This is a genomic window from Asticcacaulis currens (assembly GCF_028550395.1).
Taxonomy (GTDB): Bacteria; Pseudomonadota; Alphaproteobacteria; order Caulobacterales; family Caulobacteraceae; genus Asticcacaulis; species Asticcacaulis currens.
The window spans coordinates 25,122-44,520 of record NZ_JAQQKW010000005.1; the positions used below are offsets into that span (position 1 = coordinate 25,122).

Consider the following 19,399-nt stretch of genomic DNA (forward strand, 5'->3'; position numbering starts at 1 on the left):
TGCGCTCAGAGGCCGCCCGTGCGCTCTGCGCACAATTAGGGTGAAACACCGAGCTATGAATAGGCCGGGGCTCGCCGCGTAGGCGGCGGCGGGCAGTCGCCCTTGCCAAATCGCAATGAGGAGGTCATTGCAATTTGGAGATCAGCGTCAAAGCGTAAAGGTCTGTATGCGCATACCCCGTCTCAAATTCTGGCCGCAGTTCCTCAAACGCAAGATCCCCAAGACCTTGTGGGGACGTGCCCTGCTGATCATCGTTCTGCCGGTCGCCCTGATGCAGGTGGCGGTGACCTGGGCCTTTTTCGACATGCACTGGGAAACCGTCACGGCCAAGCTGTCGGAAGGGCTGGTCGGCGATGTCGCCTGGGCCGTCGATGCCTACAAGGCCGACCCCACGCCGCAGACCATGGCCACCATCTCCGCCGCCGCGCAGAAGTCGATGCAGTTATCCATCGTCTATCAGCCCGGCCGCGCCCTGCCCGAAAACCGCCGGCGCAATGCGTGGGCGGCACTCGATCGTTCGCTGAAGCGCGCGCTCAATGAGCAACTGGACGATCCCTTCTGGTTTGACACCACCCGCTATGCAGGGGCCGTCGATATCCGCGTCAAGGTCAAGGGCGGTGTGATCCGCGTCATTGCCCCGCGTGAACGCGCCTTCGCCACCCGAGCCCATATCTTCGTGCTGTGGATGACCGGGGCGACCCTGCTTCTGACCGCCGTGTCGATCCTCTTTATCCGCAATCAGGTGCGCGCCATCGAGCGCTTGTCCGTCGCCGCCGAAAAGTTCGGACGCGGCGAAGACGACCCCAATTTCAAGCCCTATGGCGCCGCCGAGGTGCGCGCCGCCGCGCAGAACTTCCTGAAGATGAAGTCGCGCATCCAGCGCCATATCGAACAGCGCACGACCCTCCTCGCTTCGGTGAGCCACGACCTGCGCACGCCCCTGACGCGGCTGAAGCTGGAACTGGCCATGGCCCCGGCCGATCCGGCGACCGAACGCATGAAGCAGGACGTGTCGGAAATGGCCTATATGATCGACGAATATCTGGCCTTTGCGCGCGGCGAAATGCAGGAAAGCCCGCAAATCACCTCGGTCAACGCTCTGCTGGAAACGGTGGTCGAAGGGGCGCGGCGCGCGGGTCATCAGCCGGAGTTCGTGCCCCTGGCCGAAGATGTCGAAACCTCGATCCGGATTATGGCGCTAAGCCGCGCCTTGTCCAATCTGGTGATGAACGGCTTTCACTACGCCACTCAGGTGCGCGTCTCTGCCGAAATCGAGCACAAGCCGGGCGGCAAACAATCGCTGCATATCTACGTCGATGACGATGGCCCCGGCATCCCGCCTGAAAAGCGCGAAGAGGCGCTCAAGCCATTTTCGCGGCTGGACGATTCACGCAACCAGAACAAGAAGGGCGTGGGCCTCGGTCTGGCCATCGCCCGCGATACGGTGCGCAGCCACGGCGGCGAACTGGGGCTTGATCAAAGCCCGCTGGGCGGCCTGCGCGCAGATATAGGCATCCCGCTTATCTGAGGGGTTTGTGGCAGACGGCCTCAATATTGTGGCCGTCCGGATCAAGCACGAAAGCCCCGAAATAGTCCGGATGATAATGTGCGCGAATCCCTGGCGCGCAGTTGTCACGCCCCCCGGCCGCCATCGCTGCCGCGTAGAAGGCCTCTGCGGCCTCACGTGTTTCGGCCACGACCGCCACGTGCATGTGGTCGGTCGGTTGCCTGTCAGCCAGCCACAGATAGGGTTTGTGCGTACCGAAACCCGTCCCCCACGGACCGTCCATGACCACACGGTACCCCAGCGAGGCAAAGGCCGCCTCATAGAAGCGCTTGCTCCGTTCGCGGTCGGACACAACAGATTCATATGGTCGATCATTTTTACATGCCCTTCCTGAGCCGACCCACCGCAGCGAAGCCCTGTTAACCCTGTTTTCTAACCCTTTATTGACCATATGGGGCCATTCTGCACGCTAAAGCCGCAAAAATATCGGCTTCTCCAGAGCAGAAGGTTCCCATGGCCAAGGCCCATACGCATCGAACGCCCCCCCGTTCACGCGCCCCGCTAAAGGCGTGCGGGGAATGCAATCTGTGCTGCAAGGTCTATGATGTCGAGGACGTGGGCAAGAAAGCCGGCACGCTGTGCCACCATACCCGTGAAAGCGACGGGTGCAGCATCTGGGGGCTTCATCCGCAAATCTGTCAGGATTTCAAATGCCTGTGGCTGAAACACGATGACCTGAACGGTCTGTGGCGGCCCAATACGGCCGGCTTTGTCCTGCGTCTTGAACCCAATGGCACGACGCTGAATGTCGATGTGGACCCGGCACGCCCGGACGCCTGGCGTCAGGCCCCCTACTATGCGCAGTTCAAGCTGTGGGGCGAAGGTATTTTGCGCAGCGAAAGCCTTGTGGTCGTCTATGCGCCGGAAGGGCTTTATGTCGTCACCCCCGACGAAGACCTGTTCCTGCGCACTCCCAAACGCGGGGACATACTCGAAACCGGTATGGAAATGACCCTGTTCGGGCCCCGCCCCTTTGCGCGTGTCCTCCCCGCAGCCAGGGGCCGTCACGCGCTGCGGGCATAAACATCAAAAAGGCCTCCCCGCTGACGGAGAGGCCTTTTCGGTTCTAGTCCTGTTCGACGCTGCCCGCACCGCTGATGCGGGTATCGAGCTGAGCGGGATGGGTCTCCAGATCGACATTGCCGGAACCCGAGACATCGACCTTGACCTTGCCCGTTGGGGCAATGGTGGCGTCGCCCGAACCGGAGATGCTGACATCGGCGTCCTCGACGCTCAGACCCGACAGATCCGCCTGACCGGCACCTGTGATGTCGAGCTTCAAGGCCTTGGCCTTGCCCGTCACCTCGGCCGAGCCCGATCCGCTGATGTGCAGGTCGATGGCGGGCTGGTCATAATTGCTGACGCGCAGATCGCCAGAGCCCGAAATCTCGAAATCCCGAACCGAAGGCGCGGTGATAACGATTTTCAGCTCGTCGCTGGCATGGGCTTCGATATGCCCCTCACCGAAGCGGAACTGCACCACCTTTTCGATATCCGGCCCATCGGCCAGATAAAGACGGCCGTTTTCGAGGCGCACCCGGTCGGTCAGGGCCTTGGGGCCATTGACGGTTACCGAAGGCGTGGCCCCTTGCGTGTAAACCACCTCGGCTGGAAGCTCGATCTTGAGCTGTTCGTTGCCGCTCCAGCCAAGGGTACGCGTCACCGACGGCGCGATCTCGGCCTTGGTGGTCTTCATAAAGCGGATGTGCTTGTCCCCGGCTTCCGACAGGGTCCACACCCCGCCGTTTTTGGCGATGTCATGGCTGGCCAGACCGGCGGCACCGGCCAGGCAAGCGACCGACAGGACGAAGGCGGAGCCGGAAATAATGGCAAGTTTGCGGATCATCATGGTCTTCCCTCCTCCGATCAGGCGTTCTGCGCGTCAAGCGCGGGTTTCAGCAGGCGATAGTGCAGACGGGCGTACCAGACGAGACCGTTGACCAGCCACACGCTGACGATAGCCGTGAGGCCGGCGATGGTGACAGCCAGAGCCATGCCGCCGACCCCGCCCAACAGCGCGGCGAACACGCCGCCTGGCATCCAGAAGGCCCCGGTGGCAAAGACCACGCCGCTGGCGATAAAGATACCGATGGCGCTCATGAAGAAACCGAACAGGGTGCCGATCACACCCATCAGCAGCGGCAGCAGGATCAGGATGTCGATGGCCCCAAGGCCCAGAACGGCAAACACCGCGCTGACCGCCGAAGACGGCGACTTGGTGTCTTCCCACTGTTTCAGGCCGATTTCGGCCCGCAGTTCGCGCGCCAGACGCGACGGATCGCCGAGCGCCGCGGCCACTTCGGCTTCGCTGCGACCGGCCGCCACGCCGTCCGTAAAGTGAGCTTCGTAGTCGGAGACCACGTCGGCGATGCTGGCGGCAGGCAGACCGATAAGGCCTTGCTTGAGCCGGTTGATAAATTCGTTGCGGGTCATGTCCCTCACCCCTCTTGCGTTTCAGTAGGAGCCGGTTGCGGCTCAGTGGGTGCGGCCTCCAGCAGCGCATCGACGCTGCGGGCAAAGCCGCGCCATTCGGCGGCCTGCGCCGCCAGTGCCGCGTGACCAGCCTCGGTCAGACGGTAATATTTGCGCGACGGCCCCGATGAGGACTCCACCAGCCGCGTATCGACCAGCCCATCGCTCTGCATCCGCCGCATCAGCGGATAGATGGTGCCTTCGCCCATGCCGATCGCGTCGGACAGGGTAGAGGCGATCTCATAGGCGTAGCTCTCATTGCGGGCCAGAAGCGCCAGCACGCACAGGCCGAGCACGCCTTTCTTCAGTTGAATGTCAATGGTTTCAGCCATCTCCGCTTTCCTTTCGACGGAGCCGTGTGCGCCCCGTGATGAAGAGGTGTATATGACAAGCTACTATTTATTGCAAGATACCAATTTAAAGCATGTACCATTTGTAATGTAGTAGCCATTACCAACAGGTAGCTTGCCAAACATAGTGTGCGTCGATGAAACGAAGGGGAACGCGGCTTGGGCCTCGACACCCGCCCGCGAAAGGCGCAAATGAGAGCCCATGACTCACGATCCCCTTGCCCTACCCGACGCCCCCAAAGCCAACTGGGTCGATCTCCATGCCCCTGCACCCCTGCGCCCGTGGCTGAGGCTTGGGCGTTTCGACCGGCCCATCGGTATCTGGCTGCTGTTCCTGCCGGGCGCGATGGGACTGGTTTTTGGCGCCGCGAATCCGTGGTCGCTGGATGTGCTCTATAAGCTGGTCCTGTTTGCTCTGGGCTCGGCCCTGATGCGCGGGGCCGGTTGTGCCTATAACGACTTCGTGGACCGCGATTTCGATGCACAGGTCGAACGCACGCGCTTGCGTCCCATCCCGTCAGGACAGATCAGCCCCAAACAGGCCCTGTTGTTCGTCGCCCTGTCCTCGCTGATCAGCCTCCTTATCCTGCTGCAACTGGGCCTGACCGCCATCTGGCTGGGGGTGGCGTCCTTGGGTCTGGTCGCCGCCTATCCCTTTATGAAGCGTATCACCTGGTGGCCGCAGGCGTGGCTGGGCCTGACCTTCAACTGGGGCTTTCTGATGGGCGTAGCGACCATGACCGGAACTCTAAATCCGGGGGCGGTTATCTTCTATGCCGGGCTGATCTTCTGGACCCTGGGCTACGACACCATCTACGCCTATCAGGACATAGAGGACGACGCCATGATCGGGGTCAAATCCTCGGCCCGCGCGCTTGGGGCACAGGGCCGCAACGGCGTCTCCTTCTTTTATGCCGCCGCCGTGGCCCTGACCGGGGTGGGGGCCATCATCGGCGGCCTGAGCTGGCCGCTCTATGCCGGGCTGGCGACCGTGTGCCTGCACCTTTTCTGGCAGGTCAACACCTTGCGAATCGATGACAACGGGCGTCTTCTGAAGCTGTTCAAGGCGAATCGCGAAACCGGTCTGTTGTGGGTCGCGGCCATTCTGATCGGGCACTGGTCAGTTTAATCATGGGCGACCCTAAGGAGTTAGACATGCGGATGAGACCGCACCTGCTGATCATGGTTGCTTTTTGCGCGCTGACGCTGGCGTCGTGCTCGCGCAGGGACGAGACGCACAAGGACGCGCCGCCTGTGGCGGCCGCACCGCTTGAGTTTGCGCAGACGACCCCCGACGCCGAGGTCAGGCTGACCTTCCCCGAAGCGATCAAGGCCTTTGGGGAACTGCACAATCGCCTGTTTGCCGACGGCCAAAGCGAACTCACCGCCTTTGCCGATCAGGCAGCCAAGGATCGCAAGGAACTGACCGCTGCAGGCTCCGAACCGCCGCCCTACTTCCGCGCGATCAAATGGACCCTGCCCGCTCAGTCCGAGCATCTGGCCTCCCTCTATGCCGAGCAGTCGGAATTTACCGGCGGGGCGCACCCCAACGCCAGTTATCAGACCGTTCTGTGGGACAAGACGGCCAGACAGGCGATCGACGCGCGGTTGCTGTTTGCACCCAATGCCGACCTTGCGGCCGCCGACGCGTTTCTCTGCCGTCAAATCGAGGCCGAGCGTTCGCGCCGCAATCAGACCCCGACGACCCAGACAGCGACGGGCTTTACCTGCCCCAGGCTGATCGAAAGCCATCTGGCGCTTGTGCCTTCGACCACCGCCGGCAAGATCGGCGCCATTGAGGCCCTGTTCGCCCCCTACGAGGTCGGTCCCTATGCCGAGGGCGCCTATCAGATCCGTGTGCCCCAGGCGGTGCTGCGCGGCCTGATCAGCCCGGCCTATGCGACAGATTTCGCCGGGGAACCTGTTCCCGCACCTGCCGTGCAATGAGCGAACCGGCGGCGTTTATCCGCGCCCATACCACCCCTCTGCCGGTCCCGTCTCTGCCCGATCTGAGCCTCTATCAGGCGACGGAGGTCACGGCCCTGTGGGAGATGACCGAGGCCGAACTGTCGCAAAACGGTCTGGCTCCGCCCTTCTGGGCCTTTCCGTGGGCGGGAGGACAGGCGCTCGGCCTGTGGCTCCGGCAAAACCCGCAGGCCATTCAGGGCAAGCGGGTGCTCGATCTGGCCTGTGGTTCCGGGCTGGTCGGCATAGTGGCGGCGAAGCTGGGGGCAGCGCAGGTCATCGCCAATGATATCGACCCGTTTGCCGGCGCCGCCGTGGCACTCAATGCGGCCCTGAACGGCGTGGATGTCACCTTTGACGGGGCGGACCGCTTATCGGGCGAGCCCCCGGCTGTCGATGTTATTCTGGCTGGGGATATCTGCTACGAAAAGTCGATGACCGCCGCCATGCTGACATTTCTGCGTAAAGGCCGGGCGCAGGGTATCGCTGTCTATGTCGGCGACCCGCATCGCAGCTACTTCCCCGGCGAAGGGCTGAGACGGCTGGCCACCTTCGATATTCATACCGATACCCAAATCGAAGACCGCGCGGTGAAACCCGCCAGCGTCTGGAGCCTGATATGAGCGAACATCACAAGATCGACTATGTCGAATGGCAGACCACCGCCCTGCCCGAAACCAAAGCCTTTTATGAAACAGCCTTTGGCTGGCGCTTCATCGACTACGGCCCGACCTATGCCGCCCTGTCCGAAGCCGGTCTGGACGGTGGGTTCGACGCCGATAACGGGCCGACCAAGCCTCTGGTTATCCTCTATTCCGAAAATCTCGAAGCCTCACGCGACACGGTCGTGACGGCGGGCGGGCAACTGACTCAGGACATATTCAGCTTTCCCGGCGGACGCCGTTTTCATTTCACCGATCCGTCAGGCAATGAACTGGGCGTGTGGAGCGACAAATAGGGGTTGCCGCCCCTGCCCCGGCTTGCCATAAGGGCCGGGGCCCCACTCGCGCGTATTGAAATGACCGACACCCTGCTTGCCGATGTCAAAACCCGCTGGACGCAAATCCGCAGCGGCAAATGGGGCGACGAGCCGCTGATCCGCGTTCTGGGGCGTGAGCCCGTTCTGCGCTGGCTTCTGGGGTTTGCCATCCTCTGTCTGGCCAGCTTTAATTTTGCGCGCGATCTCAATGATCCGCCGCACGCCTTCTGGGACGAAAGCTATTACGTCACAGCGCTGGAGCGCTACGAAGGCCATATCGCCTCCTACGCGTCACATCCGCCTCTGGGCTTCATGCTGATGAAGGTCGGCCGCGATCTGGCCGGAGATGCCCATAAGGCCGACAGCCGCTTTCTGGCAGAGGTCAAAAAGACCGATACCCGCAAAATTCCCGACGGCTACAGCTTCACCGGCGTGCGCCTGATGGGCGGCCTGTTCAGCGTGGCGGGCGCGGTTCTGTTTTACCTGATCTGTCTCACCCTGACCCGCGAGGCCTTTTCCGCGGCCATATTCAGTCTGCTGTATGTGTTTGAAAACGCGCTGATCGTGCATTTTCGCGCCGGGCACCTCGATCCGTTTCAGATCACCTTTGCGCTGGCTGGCATACTGATATGGCTGCGTGCCTTCTGCGACCCGCAAAAAGACACCTGGAAGCACGCGGCCCTGTTCGGCGCGCTGATCGGACTGAGCTTTATGGTCAAGGTCAATACGGTGGTCCTGCTGGCCCTGCCGGGCTTCACGGCCCTGCGCGACCTGATGCGCAGTCGCTGGCCCATGGACCGCACGATTGGCCACATCACCGCCAAGGCCGTGGCAGTGGCCGCCAGTTTCACGGTCATTATGGTCTCCGTCTTTGTCCTGCACACTGTCGCCAATCCGGTAGCGCCGAACTTCAAGACCGATGCCGGGCGCAAGGATGCACCCTTTATCACCGAGCCGTACAAGGCGTGGCTGGAAAAACGCGGGCCTTTGACCCCCCAGGTGCTCTACGACGCCACCAACGGCTATTTCCGCTTCATGAACAATGACTTCACCGGCATTGTGAAAACGGAAAAGAACGGCTCAAATCCGGCCCTGTGGCCGCTGATGAACAAGAACATCACCTATCGCTGGGACGCCAACAAGGGCCGCACCAGCTATGTGCAGATGGCGGGCAACCTGTTCAACTGGACATTGGGCGGGCTGGCGCTTTTAGCCACGCTGGTCCTGCTGGCGCAGCGCGCCTTTCAGAAAAAGCCGTGGCTCGATACGCATGAGATGGATATTGCCGCGGCGGTTTTGGGCATGTGGATCGTCTTTATGGGGGTCCACATCTGGCTCGGCACGCAGCGGGTCATGTATATCTATCATTATTTTGCCGCCCTCCTGCTCAGCTTCATGCTGTTGCCCCTGCTCTATCAGGTGCTGAAAAGCCGTTTTGCGTGGATAGAGACGCATAAGGACTATGTGCTGGGTGTCGTCTGCGTCGGGGCGGCGGCGGGCTTTATCTGGATATCGCCCCTCACCTACCACCAGCCCCTGTCCCGTTCGGCCTGCGAAGCCCGCAATATTCCCTTCAAGATGGTGACCTGTCAGCCCAAGCCGAAACCGGCCCATTCAGTCTCATCTTAATCGGCTACCGTCTTCAAAAGGCCCCAAAGCCTGATAAGGTCATCGTCAACAGAGGAGTGACGGATGACACTGAAGGCTTTGGTATTGGGACTGATGCTGGCGGCCGGGCTGAGCGGCACCGCGATGGCCGAGCCCCTGAAAGCCGGTGCCCCCGGTGCGCAATTCGCCCATCTCTATTCCGACCTGCCCGTCGATCCGCAGGCGCGCTTTGGCCGCCTGTCCAACGGCATGACCTACGTCCTCTATCCGAATGTCGCCCAACCCGGAAAGGTGGTGATGCGTCTGCGCATCGGGGCCGGGCCGCTGGACGAAGCGGATGAGGAAAGCGGCATTGCCTACCTCATCACCTTCATGGCCTTTTCCGGCTCGACCCATTATCCCGACGGCGACCTGTTCCGTCAGCTTGAGCGTCAGGGCATTCAGATGGGGGCGGGTCAGCAGACCCAGACTGGAGAAGGCGAAACCAGCTATCAGATCGCCCTGCCGCGCAACGATGCGGCGACGCTCGACACCGGCTTCAACGTCATGTCAGACGTGGCCTTCGGCCTGAGCTTTCCGGAAACGGCGGATCAGCGCGACCGCGCGCTGGTGGTGACGCAACTGAACACTGCCGATCAGCCGCTTCAGCGTCGCTATGACGACTGGCTGCGCACGGCCTTTGCCGGTCAGCTCCTGCCGGAGCGGCCGCAAAAGGGGTTGCGGGATATTGTGCTCTATACGCCGCGTGAGCAGATCCGCCGCTTCTACGACACCTTCTACCGTCCCGACCGCGCCACCCTGATCATTGTGGGCGATATCGACCCGACCCCGCTGGAAAAGCGTGTCGAAAAGACCTTCGGCACATGGAAGGCCAAGACTCCGGCCCCCGCGGTGCGCGATGCCGGGGCCTACATAGCCAAAGGGCCGCGCGGTACCACCCATTTCGAACCCGGCCTGCCGGAGATCATCGACATTGCCTGGTTGAAGCCCGCCGATACGCGCTTTCAGAACCGCGCGGCCGTGCGCGACATGATGCGTGAGCATCTGGCGCTGGCGGCGCTGAACAACCGTCTGGAACGCGCGGCCGCCCGCCCGGACAGCGCCCTTGCCCGCGTCGGCCTCAACCGTCAATCCTTTCAGCGCACGGGCGAAAGCCTCAGCCTGATGGTCATGCCCAAGCCGGGCGAAACGCAAAAGGCCCTTACCGAGGCCCTGACCCTGGCGCGACAGGTCGGCGAATACGGCTTCAGCGAGGCGGAATTTGCCCGCGCCGCCGCCGATTACGAGGCCGGACTGCGGCAACGGGTCGATAGCGCCACCACGCGCGCGAACGAATGGATCGCCGACATGATCGCCGGCTCGATCGAGGATCGTTACGTCATCAATTCCCCGGCGCAGGACCTGCAATTCTACAAGGAGCTTAAGCCCGACCTGTCGCGTGAGGCGATCAACACCTACATGAAGTCGCTGATGCAGCGCGACGGCCCACTGATCTCACTGAGTGGGCCCGCCCCGGTGGCCGGGCTGGACGCCGCAGCCCTTGAAAAGACCTATGCGGTGCTGGAAAAAGCCCCCGTCGCCGCGCCGGAGGCGGAAACGGACAAGGCCTGGGCCTATGCCGATTTCGGCGCACCGGTCGCGCCGGTCCGCACCGAACAGGACGCGGCGCTGGGCACGACCCGCCTGACCTATGCCAATGGCCTTAAGGTGACGATCAAGCCGTCAAAGCTGCAAGCCGGGTCGGTAATGGTCAGCGTGCGAGCTCTGGGCGGGCTGAAGCGTTTGTCACCCAAAACGCCCGATGCGGCTTTTGCCCTGAATTTCTATGATATTTTTCAGGGCGGGCTGAACAAAATGTCGGCCAGCGAGATCGAAGAATCGCTGGCGGGGATGAATTTTGACCTTGCCTATCGCCTCACAGAAGACTCCGCCGTCCTGATGGGGCAAAGCACGCCGCACGATTTTTCCCGCGAAATGCAGTTACTGCGCGCCTTCTATTCCGATGCCGCCTTCGATCCGGCCTATCTGGAACGCCTGCGCCATTCCATGCCCGCCTACTATACCTACGCCTCAGCCAGCCCGTCGGGCGTCATGGCCATGCACCTGCCGCGACTGGTCTATGATGGCGATGCGCGCCTGACGCCCCTGTCGCAGGCGGACATGCTGAGCCTTGGTAACGACCGCATCGCCGACCTGATACGGCGCTCCCTGCACGACACCCCGCTCGAAATCGTCATTGTCGGCGATATCACGCCCGAACAGGCCCGCCCGGCGCTGGATGCCACCTTTGGTGTTCTGCCGGCCCTGCCCGCCCGCTACACCCCTGCCCCCGACGGCGGGGAGACGGCGCATTTTCCGACCACGGGCCTTTACAAGACCCTTTATCATCAGGGCAGTGCCGAACAGGCGCTGATGATGATCGCCTTCCCCACCACCGACCGCTACAGCGACCCGAAGACCGGTCTGGGGCTCGACCTGCTGGCCGAGGTTCTGAGCCTGCGCCATTATGAGGCGGGGCGTGACGAAACCGGCACCACCTACGTGCCTCTGGCGCGCCATGTGCCCTCTACCGGCTTTAAAGGTTTCGGCTATCTGTCGGCCACGGTTCAACTCTATCCGGGGGCGGAAAGCGGCTTCTATACGGGCTTTCTCGGCCTGATCGAAGGCCTCAAGTCCGCACCGGTATCCGCCGACGAACTGCTGCGCGGGCGACAGTTGCTGTCGCGCCGCATGGCCGAAGAGGATCGCAATAACGGCTACTGGCTGGCGGCCCTGTCCGGCATCGACGCCAATGCCGGTCAACGCGACTACGTGCTGAAGCGTCAGGCCCTGCTCGATTCGCTCACGCCCGCCGACCTTCAGGCGCTGGCTAAACGCTACCTTGACCCCTCCAAAGCGCTGAAGACCGTGGTGCTACCTGTGCCGAAAAGCGACTCCAAGGCCTCCTGAACCCCCGCCAGACGCTCATAACGCTGGCACGCCATTTGAACCCTCACAGGCGAGCCGTCCCGGAACGGCACGCTTACAGATAGAACGAGGGATAACTCCATGGCTAACGATATCGACCTGCACCTGGGCAAGCGTCTGCGTCGCCGCCGTCGCCTGCTGGGTCTGACCCAGCAGCAACTGGCGCTGGCTGTCGGCATCCGCTTCCAGCAAATCCAGAAATACGAATGCGGGGCCAACCGCATTTCCGCCGCCCGCCTGTTCCAGCTCGCCAAGGCGCTGGAAACCCCGGTCACCTATTTCTACGATGGCCTCGAAGACAATACGACCGAAGTGGCCGCCGTGCAGAACGAAGGCATCGAAGTGTTTTCGCGCAAGGAAACGCTCGACCTCATTCAGGCCTATTACCGCCTGTCGGAGCGTCCGCGCCGCCGCCTGCTCGATCTGGCCAAGTCGCTGAACACCGAAACCGAAACCGCGGCTTGATCCGTCTTCCGTCTTGAGTTCCGCCCGGCGGACGCCTACACATGCGCGCGATTCAACGTGCGCAAGGTGATCTATGGCGTCCTCAGCCGAACTCGAAACTCTGGAAGCCTTTATCCTTCGTCTGGCGGAAGCAGCGGCGGGCGTCGCCCTGCCGCTGTTCCGTTCCGTCGAACTGGGTGAAGTGAGCAAGCCCGGCCATTCGAGCGGCTTTGACCCGGTGACCGAAGCCGACAAGGGGGCCGAACGCGCCATCCGCGCCCTGATCGAGGCCGAATATCCCGATCACGGCATTATTGGTGAAGAATACGGCACGGTGCGCGCCGATGCCGACTATGTGTGGGTGCTGGACCCCATCGACGGCACGCGCGCCTTTATCTCCGGCCTTCCCCTGTGGACCACCCTGATCGGCCTGCGCCATAAGGGCCGCCCGATTATGGGCGTCATCGCCCAGCCCTTCCTCAAGGAAATCTTCCTCGGTTCGCCCCTCGGTTCGCGTCTGATCACCCCCTCGGGATCGACGCCGCTGCGGGTGCGCGCCTGCGCTGCGCTGGATCAGGCCGTGCTGGCCACCACAGACCCTCACCTTTATTCGGGTGACGAAGAGCCCGCCTTTACCGCTCTGCGCAAGGCGTCCAAGCTGATGCGCTATGGCTGCGACGCCTACGCCTTTGCCATGGTGGCGCAGGGGACGATGGACGGCGCGCTGGAAACGGGGCTGAAGGCCTGGGACATCGACGCCATCATTCCGGTGATCGAAAACGCCGGCGGTGTGGTGACCGACTGGGCGGGTGCGCCCGTTGGTCCTTATGGTGGTCAGGTCATGGCCGCCGGTTCACGCGCCGTGCTTGAGGCCGCTATCGAGCACCTGTCCCCCGCCTCAAAGCCCGCAGAAGTGCACTGATTACGGTTTGGGCGCTAAAGCGATGTGCGGAAAAGTGTGAGCGGTTTTCCGCAAAAACATCGCGACAAAACAAAAATTTAGAGCGAAATGGCGATTCCTCTTAAAGTCATTTCGCTCTAACGTCGGCTGGCGTTCCTTCGGCGGTTTCTGCTGGGGTCTCTTCCCAGTCCTCGACCTCGACCTCATCCCGCTTGGCGCGCAGGCCTTCCGGCACCGACAAGCGTTCCGGCGGCGGTTGCGGCGCATAGACGGGGATGTCGTTCAGTTCATAGGAAGAGAAGATCGGTTGCGCCGTTACCGGACGCGCTTCGGTGTCCGCGGGCTCAGCACCGACCACTGTCTCAGGCACGGGCTCAGCGGGGACGTGCGAATCAAACACTTCGGTCGCAGCAGGGGCCACAGGTTCGCTGACCTCCACCTCGGCCACAGGCACTCCGGCCGGGGTCGCGGGCAGGGCCTCCGAGGGCAGGTTGAAGCTGATCGACTCGTCAAATTCGGCCCAGAAGGCCCGGCGATAGGCGTCCGTTTCCATCAAAATCTCGTGGTCGGCCCCGGCAATTTCGATGCAGCGTCCCTTGGTCAGCTTCTTGACGAAGGCCTTGGTCGGCTGCTTCATCATCAGGCTGTCGTCGCTAGAAATGACCACCGAAACCGGCGTGCGGATCTTCTTCAGCACCTTGCCCTTGTCCTTGAGCAGGGTGTCGCCGATACGCAGCGCAAACAAAAGCCAGCCCCAGGTCGGCGTGCCCACCGCCAGATGCGGACAGGCAAACAGTTGTTCGCGCCACAGATTATAGCGCACCGCATCGTGGGTCAGGGCGTCTTCTTCGAAGGTGTGTTCGAACGGATCGTCAAACAGTTCCGGCACGTACTCACTGGCCTGACCGTGTTTGACCTTCCAGTCGGTCTGAAACATCACCGACCACAGGGAATGTTTGCCCGTCTTGATGCGCAGCATCGGATTGATGAAGACGGCAGCGCTGAAACGCTCCTCACCGCGCGTCAGGGTCGCCAGATTGAGGGCCGCGCCCATCGAGTGGCCCAGCATCACCCACGGCTTGGGCGCGCGGTCCTCAAAGCCGTCGAGCAGGCGTTGATAATCATCCAGAAACTCGTCTTCGGAACGCGCATGACCTTTGAGACGGTCGGGCAATAAACGCGCCGACAGCCCCTGCCCCCGCCAGTCGTGTACGACGACGCAGAAACGGCGTTCCAGCAGATCGGCGACGACCTCATAATATTTCTCGATCGGTTCGGCGCGACCGGGGCTGACGAAGACGGTACCGCGCGCCGGTCCCCTGGGGTGCCAGAAGCCCAGCCGCAGCCGCAGCCCCCCTGCCCCGCGGAACCATTCACCCACGCCCCCTTCGGGCGGCCGGTATTCCGGTATCGCCATCAGCGGCGCGGCGGTGGAGAGGGAAGCGATGCGTGTCACGGGTGCGGTCTCAAACAGGGTCAGTCAGTGTATCAGGCGGGCTTGCGGAATCTAAGCGTCATCCGGTCGCTTTCACCGATGGACTCGTACAGTGTACCATCAAAATCCGGATTTGGCGGCTCCCCTCGCGGGGCCGTCAGCCGATAGGGCGGCAGGGTCCACACACCGAAGGGATGGGCCTTGTTGTCCTTGGGATTGGCGTTGATCTCGGACGCTTCAAGGAACTCGAATCCCGCCTCGGCCGCCAGTTGCTTGACGAAAGGTTCCTGCACATAGCCATTGGTGGCTGCCGGGTCCTGCGCATTGCCGACGTCGGCGCGATGCTGCTCGATGCCCAGAAGACCGCCGGGCTTGAGCGCCGCGAAGGCATCGGCAAACGCTTTTTCGGCCAGACCGGCGGCCATCCAGTCATGCAGCACCAGCAGGAAGAGAACGGAATCGACGCTTTCCGCATCGGCCAGCGCCCCCGTCTGCGGCCCGAAGGCGGAAAAGGCCAGTTCGCCATAGAGCTTGGGGTCGGCGGTAAAACGGCGGCGATATTCGGCGGTCAGGGTCGCGGCCTCCGGGGCCGTCGCCTCGTTTTCGATCAGGGCGGCCACATAGCGCCCTTTGCCGCGCGCCAGCCACGGCGCCAGAATGTCGGTCATATAGCCGGCACCGGGCCACATATCTATGACCGTGTCGCGCGGCTTGATCTCGAAAAATTCCAGCGTTTCAATGGGGTGACGGAACTTGTCGCGCTGACGGTCGATGTCGTTGCGCCACTTCCCCCCGACGGCCCACGGCAAAGTGCCCTCTTCGGCGGCCCCGCTGGCGGGCGCGGTTTCACTCTTGCGGCCGCAGGCAACAAGGCCCGCGCCGCAGGCCAGCACCGACGCCGTCAAACCCAGACGCAAGACGCCGCGCCGGTCGAAACTCAGTTTGGAATGGTCACGCGCCAATCGGCTACCCGGAAGAACTCGTTTTCAGTCGTCGAAACCTAAAGCGGTTTCTGCGCCCTGTGAAGCCTCTTGCGGGACAAAAGCCCCAACAAGCGCCAGCGATACGCAGCGGATCAGGCTTCGCCCTCGATTTCCTTCATGGCGCTTTGCAGGTAGTTGGGCTCGCCCATCAGTTTGATCAGACCGAGCTGCGTTTCCAGCCAGTCGATATGATGTTCGGTGTCCGAGAGGATGTGTCTCAACAGGTCGCGGCTGACATAGTCCTGCACGTCTTCGCACTGCTTGATGCCGGCGACCAAGACGCCATGACCGCGCGTTTCGACCGACAGATCGGCGGTCAGGCACTCGGTGATGGTTTCTCCGATCCTCAGCTTGTGCAGGTCCTGAAGATTGGGCAGGCCCTCCAGAAAGAATATGCGCTTGATCAGCAGATCGGCGTGCTTCATCTCCTCGATGGATTCCTGATAGACGATGCGGCCCAGATGGGTCAGGCCCCAGTTTTCCAGCATACGTGCATGGAGAAAATACTGGTTGATCGCCGTCAGCTCATTGGTGAGGACGGTGTTGAGAAGCTTGATAATCGCCGGATTGCCCTGCATGGCCGCACTCCTGGGGTTGACGGTGGCGGCAGGGCCGAAAACGCTGTCTATTCAGCCGCCAGCCGCACGGTGGCGCTGACGTCCTCGATCATCTGCCGGATGTCGCAGACACATTTGGCGCATTGCGGACGAGTCTGGCAATGGTTGAAGACGGCTTTTACCGTGGTTGCCCCCGATAAAATGGCCTTTTGCGCGTCTCTTTCGCGGATAGCGTTACAATTGCAAACGTACACGAGGGAACCTGTGAGTCCGGCATACAGAGCCAAATCTGAGAATGCGTCTCAGATAGCATCACCCACATTCAATTGCAAGTCACTCGCAACGCGAAGTTCGCGAATGCTTCTCAAAAACTCAGGCCTGTTCCTTGAAGGTCACAGTAACGCCGCGCTTCTTGAAATAGGACTGCATCAGCTTGCGACCGGCGCGGTTGTTCTGCGCCAGACGCGACGGCTCGACGATCGCTTCTTTCTGCCCCTCAGCCGCCAGAGCGGTCTTCAGCGCCGCAATGTGCGTGTCCAGTTGCGCATTGTCGTCGATCAGCGAGGTGTAGACGTTTTCGAGCGCTTCAGCGACAGTCAGGGTGGTCAAAAGGAAACTCCATGGCTTGCCGCCCGTCAGGGTCAGATTCCCAAACAGACAGAGCGGCCTTCATCAGAAAGCCGCTCTAGCAGAAGGCCCCGGCCCTATCAAGCCGCCGCCCAAAACAGGAAAATGGCGGACGCCGCAGGGGCTGCGGCATCCGCCAGACCCGACCGTCACGCCACGGTCAGGGTAGTCGTTTTCAGGTCGCGGCTGTTGGGCCCGACCATGATGGTGAAGGTACCGGCCTCGACCACGCGCTTCATGTCGGTATCAAAGAAGGCAAGATCGGCCGGGGTGATGCTGAGCGTCACCGTGGTCTTTGCGCCCGGTTCCAGCGTCACGCGCTTAAAGCCCTTAAGCTCCTTGATCGGGCGCGTGACCGACGAATAGTCGTCACGGATATAGAGTTGCACCACTTCGTCGCCCTTCAGCTTGCCCGTATTGGTCACATCGACCGAGACGGTCAGGCTTTCGTTAGCCGAAATACTGGCCTTCGACAGGCGCGGCGCCGAAATGTCGAAGGTGGTATAGCTGAGGCCGAAGCCGAACGGATAGAGCGGCGTGACATCGCCATCGAGATAGCCCCGGCGTGCCGTCGGCTTGTGGTTATAGAAGACCGGCAACTGACCGACATTGCGCGCGAAGGTGATGGGCAGCTTGCCGCCCGGATTGGCGCGCCCGAACAGCAGGTCGGCGGCGGCGTGGCCCGTCTCCTGCCCCAGATACCAGCCTTCGATGATGGCGTCGGCCTTGTCCTGAAGCAGGTTGATCGACAGCGGACGGCCATTGAGCAGGAAGACCACGGTCGGTTTTTTCAGCGCAAAAATGGCGGCCGCCAGATCGTTCTGCTGCCCGATCAGGTCCAGCGACTCGCGGTCACCGAGGTGGTTATCGGCCCAGGCTTCGCGCGAGGTCTGCTCATTGTCGCCCAGCACCATTACGATGGTGTCAGCAGATTTGGCGGCTTCGACCGCCTCGGCGATCAGCTTGGCATTGACCGCCGGATCGACGAACTTCACCTGGTCCGCCGCCCAGTCGCGCTTTTCGGTGAGACGGATGGCCTCACGGTATTCCAGCGTGAAGCCCTGCGCCTTGGCTTCCTTCTCCAGCCCTTCGTGGATGGAGACGACGTGACGCGGGATTTCCGAATAGCCGCCGATGGGCGTGTCCTTGGCGTGCGTGCCGAGCAGCAGCAGCTTACCGACCTTTTTGCCATCCAGCGGCAGGACGCCATTGTTTTTCAGCAGCACCGCTGAACGCACGGCGGCTTCGCGGGCCAGGGCAATGGCGTCGGGCGTCGCCGTCAGCTTGTCAGCCTGCTTGGCATCGACATAGGGGTTTTCGAACAGGCCGCCGAGGAATTTCAGCTCCAGAATACGGTGAACGATGGCGTCGATCTCGGCTTCGGATACGCGACCTGATTGCACCAGCTTGATCAGGTTCGGATAGGCTTCGCCGTCCGGCGTCTCGATATCCACCCCGGCCTTGACGGCACGATAGGCGGCTTCGGTCATATCCGGCACCAGATGGTGACGGCTGATCATTTCCTTGATGGCGAAATAGTCGGACACCAGCACGCCCTTGAAGCCCCACTCACCGCGCAACACGGTGTCGAGCAGCCACTTGTTGGCGTGCGACGGCACACCGTCGATTTCGTTATAGGACGGCATGACCGCCGCGATCGGGGTCTCCTTGACGATCTTTTCAAACGGCGGGAAGAAAACCTCGCGCAGGGTGCGCTCGGAAATCGGTGCCGGGCCGACATTGGTGCCGTTTTCCGGCTGGCCGTGGCCGGTCATGTGCTTCAGCGTGGCAAAGACCTTGTCCTTGGCCAGCTTGCGATCCGTGCCTGAGAAGCCGGTAACCGCGGCCTTGCCCATCACGCCCATCAGGTGGGTGTCTTCGCCATAGGTCTCTTCAACGCGGCCCCAGCGCGGCTCACGGCAGACATCGACCACCGGTGCCAGCGCCAGATTGGCCCCGCGCGCGCGCATCTCGCGGGCACAGACCGAAAACACCTTCTCAACCAGTTGCGGATCGAAGCTCGACGCCAGACCGATGGCCTGCGGGAAGGAGGTGGAGTCACGCGCCACATAGCCGTGCAGGCTTTCCTCGTGCATGAACATCGGAATGCCGAGACGGGTCTTTTCGACAGCCCACTTCTGAGCGGCATTGATATAGGTGGCGGTTTCCAGTGGATTGCGGTTGACCACGCCGACATCGGCACCGGCATTGGCCTGCGTGTCTTCGACGCCGCGGCGATCGGACGGGCGCGCAATCATGCCGAGACCATTGGGGAAGGCTTCGCTGGCCTTTTTGGCATCGAAATCGCCCTTATCGTTCTGGATCTTGCCCTTTTGCAGCCAGATGCACATCATCTGGGCGACCTTTTCCTCGAGCGTCATACGCTTGAGCAGGTCGGCGGTGCGGGCTTCGACCGAGGCCGAGGCGTCCTTATACAGCGGTTTGTCCGTGGCGGCGTGTGAAGCGGCCGAAACCGCCAGAGCGGTAGCGCTCACACCGGCAGCAAAATGGCGTCGGTTCAGTTGCAAGGTCATGACTTGTCTC

General features: G+C 62.0%; 19 protein-coding genes and 1 pseudogene. 10 read left to right on the plus strand and 10 right to left on the minus strand.

Annotated elements, in window-relative coordinates:
- The first annotated feature begins 166 nt into the window (after positions 1 to 166).
- Positions 167 to 1,528 carry an ATP-binding protein gene (locus tag PQU94_RS09460; RefSeq protein ID WP_272741226.1) on the plus strand — a complete coding sequence of 454 codons (1,362 nt, stop codon included), beginning with the start codon at positions 167 to 169 and terminating at the stop codon, positions 1,526 to 1,528.
- Here PQU94_RS09460 and PQU94_RS09465 read toward each other — a convergent pair.
- A pseudogene (locus PQU94_RS09465) lies at positions 1,521 to 1,882 on the minus strand (VOC family protein). The gene PQU94_RS09460 and the pseudogene PQU94_RS09465 overlap by 8 nt on opposite strands.
- A gap of 138 nt (positions 1,883 to 2,020) precedes the next feature.
- Between PQU94_RS09465 and PQU94_RS09470 the strand changes: the two are divergent.
- Entirely contained in the window at positions 2,021 to 2,590 is a 570-nt protein-coding gene (locus tag PQU94_RS09470; RefSeq protein WP_272741227.1) for a hypothetical protein, read from the plus strand.
- Between the two features lie 43 nt (positions 2,591 to 2,633).
- Here the strand turns inward: PQU94_RS09470 and PQU94_RS09475 are convergent, their stop codons facing one another.
- Genes PQU94_RS09475 through PQU94_RS09485 form a run of 3 tightly spaced genes read right to left on the minus strand, consistent with a single transcriptional unit; the run spans position 2,634 to position 4,371 of the window.
- Positions 2,634 to 3,416, minus strand: a complete 783-nt coding sequence (locus PQU94_RS09475) for a GIN domain-containing protein (RefSeq protein ID WP_272741228.1) — start codon at positions 3,414 to 3,416, stop codon at positions 2,634 to 2,636.
- A 17-nt stretch (positions 3,417 to 3,433) separates the two neighbouring features.
- Entirely contained in the window at positions 3,434 to 4,000 is a 567-nt protein-coding gene (locus PQU94_RS09480) for a DUF1700 domain-containing protein (protein WP_272741229.1), read from the minus strand.
- A gap of 5 nt (positions 4,001 to 4,005) precedes the next feature.
- Positions 4,006 to 4,371, minus strand: a complete 366-nt coding sequence (locus PQU94_RS09485) for a PadR family transcriptional regulator (RefSeq protein ID WP_272741230.1) — start codon at positions 4,369 to 4,371, stop codon at positions 4,006 to 4,008.
- A 220-nt stretch (positions 4,372 to 4,591) separates the two neighbouring features.
- On the opposite strand from PQU94_RS09485, the gene ubiA reads away from it, so the two are divergent.
- The 8 genes from ubiA to hisN all read left to right on the plus strand — a co-directional run bounded on the left by ubiA (position 4,592) and on the right by hisN (position 13,274).
- Complete coding sequence (gene ubiA, locus PQU94_RS09490) at positions 4,592 to 5,518, plus strand: 4-hydroxybenzoate octaprenyltransferase (RefSeq protein WP_272741231.1); 927 nt, start codon at positions 4,592 to 4,594, stop codon at positions 5,516 to 5,518.
- Positions 5,519 to 5,544: 26 nt separating this feature from the next.
- A complete protein-coding gene (locus PQU94_RS09495) occupies positions 5,545 to 6,336 on the plus strand; it encodes a DUF3298 and DUF4163 domain-containing protein (protein ID WP_272741232.1) in 792 nt (263 codons plus the stop codon).
- Positions 6,333 to 6,977, plus strand: coding sequence for a class I SAM-dependent methyltransferase (locus tag PQU94_RS09500; protein WP_272741233.1), 645 nt, complete (start codon positions 6,333 to 6,335; stop codon positions 6,975 to 6,977). The genes PQU94_RS09495 and PQU94_RS09500 overlap by 4 nt, the downstream gene beginning before the upstream one ends.
- Positions 6,974 to 7,312, plus strand: coding sequence for a VOC family protein (locus PQU94_RS09505; protein WP_272741234.1), 339 nt, complete (start codon positions 6,974 to 6,976; stop codon positions 7,310 to 7,312). Before PQU94_RS09500 ends, PQU94_RS09505 begins: the two co-directional genes overlap by 4 nt.
- A gap of 60 nt (positions 7,313 to 7,372) precedes the next feature.
- On the plus strand, positions 7,373 to 8,962 hold the full coding sequence (locus PQU94_RS09510) for a phospholipid carrier-dependent glycosyltransferase (protein ID WP_272741235.1): 1,590 nt from the start codon (positions 7,373 to 7,375) through the stop codon (positions 8,960 to 8,962).
- A 63-nt stretch (positions 8,963 to 9,025) separates the two neighbouring features.
- Positions 9,026 to 11,890: a M16 family metallopeptidase gene (locus tag PQU94_RS09515; RefSeq protein ID WP_272741236.1), complete on the plus strand. Its 2,865-nt coding sequence runs from the start codon at positions 9,026 to 9,028 to the stop codon at positions 11,888 to 11,890.
- Positions 11,891 to 11,989: 99 nt separating this feature from the next.
- Entirely contained in the window at positions 11,990 to 12,373 is a 384-nt protein-coding gene (locus PQU94_RS09520; RefSeq protein ID WP_013479089.1) for a helix-turn-helix domain-containing protein, read from the plus strand.
- A 73-nt stretch (positions 12,374 to 12,446) separates the two neighbouring features.
- On the plus strand, positions 12,447 to 13,274 hold the full coding sequence (gene hisN, locus PQU94_RS09525) for a histidinol-phosphatase (RefSeq protein ID WP_272741237.1): 828 nt from the start codon (positions 12,447 to 12,449) through the stop codon (positions 13,272 to 13,274).
- 106 nt (positions 13,275 to 13,380) lie between these two features.
- Here the strand turns inward: hisN and PQU94_RS09530 are convergent, their stop codons facing one another.
- The 6 genes from PQU94_RS09530 to PQU94_RS09555 form a co-directional block, all read right to left on the minus strand.
- Complete coding sequence (locus PQU94_RS09530; RefSeq protein WP_272741238.1) at positions 13,381 to 14,709, minus strand: alpha/beta hydrolase; 1,329 nt, start codon at positions 14,707 to 14,709, stop codon at positions 13,381 to 13,383.
- A gap of 32 nt (positions 14,710 to 14,741) precedes the next feature.
- On the minus strand, positions 14,742 to 15,650 hold the full coding sequence (locus PQU94_RS09535; RefSeq protein ID WP_272741239.1) for a class I SAM-dependent methyltransferase: 909 nt from the start codon (positions 15,648 to 15,650) through the stop codon (positions 14,742 to 14,744).
- Positions 15,651 to 15,763: 113 nt separating this feature from the next.
- The gene (gene bfr / locus PQU94_RS09540) at positions 15,764 to 16,249 is read right to left on the minus strand and encodes a bacterioferritin (RefSeq protein WP_272741240.1); all 486 of its coding nucleotides are present in this window, start codon (positions 16,247 to 16,249) and stop codon (positions 15,764 to 15,766) included.
- A gap of 47 nt (positions 16,250 to 16,296) precedes the next feature.
- A complete protein-coding gene (locus PQU94_RS09545; protein WP_013479094.1) occupies positions 16,297 to 16,482 on the minus strand; it encodes a (2Fe-2S)-binding protein in 186 nt (61 codons plus the stop codon).
- A 118-nt stretch (positions 16,483 to 16,600) separates the two neighbouring features.
- Positions 16,601 to 16,837 (minus strand): hypothetical protein, encoded by a 237-nt coding sequence (locus PQU94_RS09550; RefSeq protein WP_272741241.1) that lies wholly within the window; start codon positions 16,835 to 16,837, stop codon positions 16,601 to 16,603.
- Between the two features lie 167 nt (positions 16,838 to 17,004).
- Entirely contained in the window at positions 17,005 to 19,389 is a 2,385-nt protein-coding gene (locus PQU94_RS09555; RefSeq protein WP_272741242.1) for a glycoside hydrolase family 3 N-terminal domain-containing protein, read from the minus strand.
- Positions 19,390 to 19,399 lie beyond the last annotated feature (10 nt).

Bases quoted from the DNA above. Each gene is read 5' to 3' on its own strand.
- PQU94_RS09505 (WP_272741234.1), top strand. From the start codon at position 6,974: ATGAGCGAACATCACAAGATCGACTATGTCGAATGGCAGACCACCGCC.
- PQU94_RS09510 (WP_272741235.1), top strand. From the start codon at position 7,373: ATGACCGACACCCTGCTTGCCGATGTCAAAACCCGCTGGACGCAAATC.
- bfr (WP_272741240.1), bottom strand. From the start codon at position 16,249: ATGCAGGGCAATCCGGCGATTATCAAGCTTCTCAACACCGTCCTCACC.
- PQU94_RS09515 (WP_272741236.1), top strand. From the start codon at position 9,026: ATGACACTGAAGGCTTTGGTATTGGGACTGATGCTGGCGGCCGGGCTG.
- PQU94_RS09470 (WP_272741227.1), top strand. From the start codon at position 2,021: ATGGCCAAGGCCCATACGCATCGAACGCCCCCCCGTTCACGCGCCCCG.
- PQU94_RS09475 (WP_272741228.1), bottom strand. From the start codon at position 3,416: ATGATGATCCGCAAACTTGCCATTATTTCCGGCTCCGCCTTCGTCCTG.
- PQU94_RS09500 (WP_272741233.1), top strand. From the start codon at position 6,333: ATGAGCGAACCGGCGGCGTTTATCCGCGCCCATACCACCCCTCTGCCG.
- PQU94_RS09480 (WP_272741229.1), bottom strand. From the start codon at position 4,000: ATGACCCGCAACGAATTTATCAACCGGCTCAAGCAAGGCCTTATCGGT.
- ubiA (WP_272741231.1), top strand. From the start codon at position 4,592: ATGACTCACGATCCCCTTGCCCTACCCGACGCCCCCAAAGCCAACTGG.
- PQU94_RS09555 (WP_272741242.1), bottom strand. From the start codon at position 19,389: ATGACCTTGCAACTGAACCGACGCCATTTTGCTGCCGGTGTGAGCGCT.
- hisN (WP_272741237.1), top strand. From the start codon at position 12,447: ATGGCGTCCTCAGCCGAACTCGAAACTCTGGAAGCCTTTATCCTTCGT.
- PQU94_RS09495 (WP_272741232.1), top strand. From the start codon at position 5,545: ATGCGGATGAGACCGCACCTGCTGATCATGGTTGCTTTTTGCGCGCTG.
- PQU94_RS09485 (WP_272741230.1), bottom strand. From the start codon at position 4,371: ATGGCTGAAACCATTGACATTCAACTGAAGAAAGGCGTGCTCGGCCTG.
- PQU94_RS09460 (WP_272741226.1), top strand. From the start codon at position 167: ATGCGCATACCCCGTCTCAAATTCTGGCCGCAGTTCCTCAAACGCAAG.
- PQU94_RS09520 (WP_013479089.1), top strand. From the start codon at position 11,990: ATGGCTAACGATATCGACCTGCACCTGGGCAAGCGTCTGCGTCGCCGC.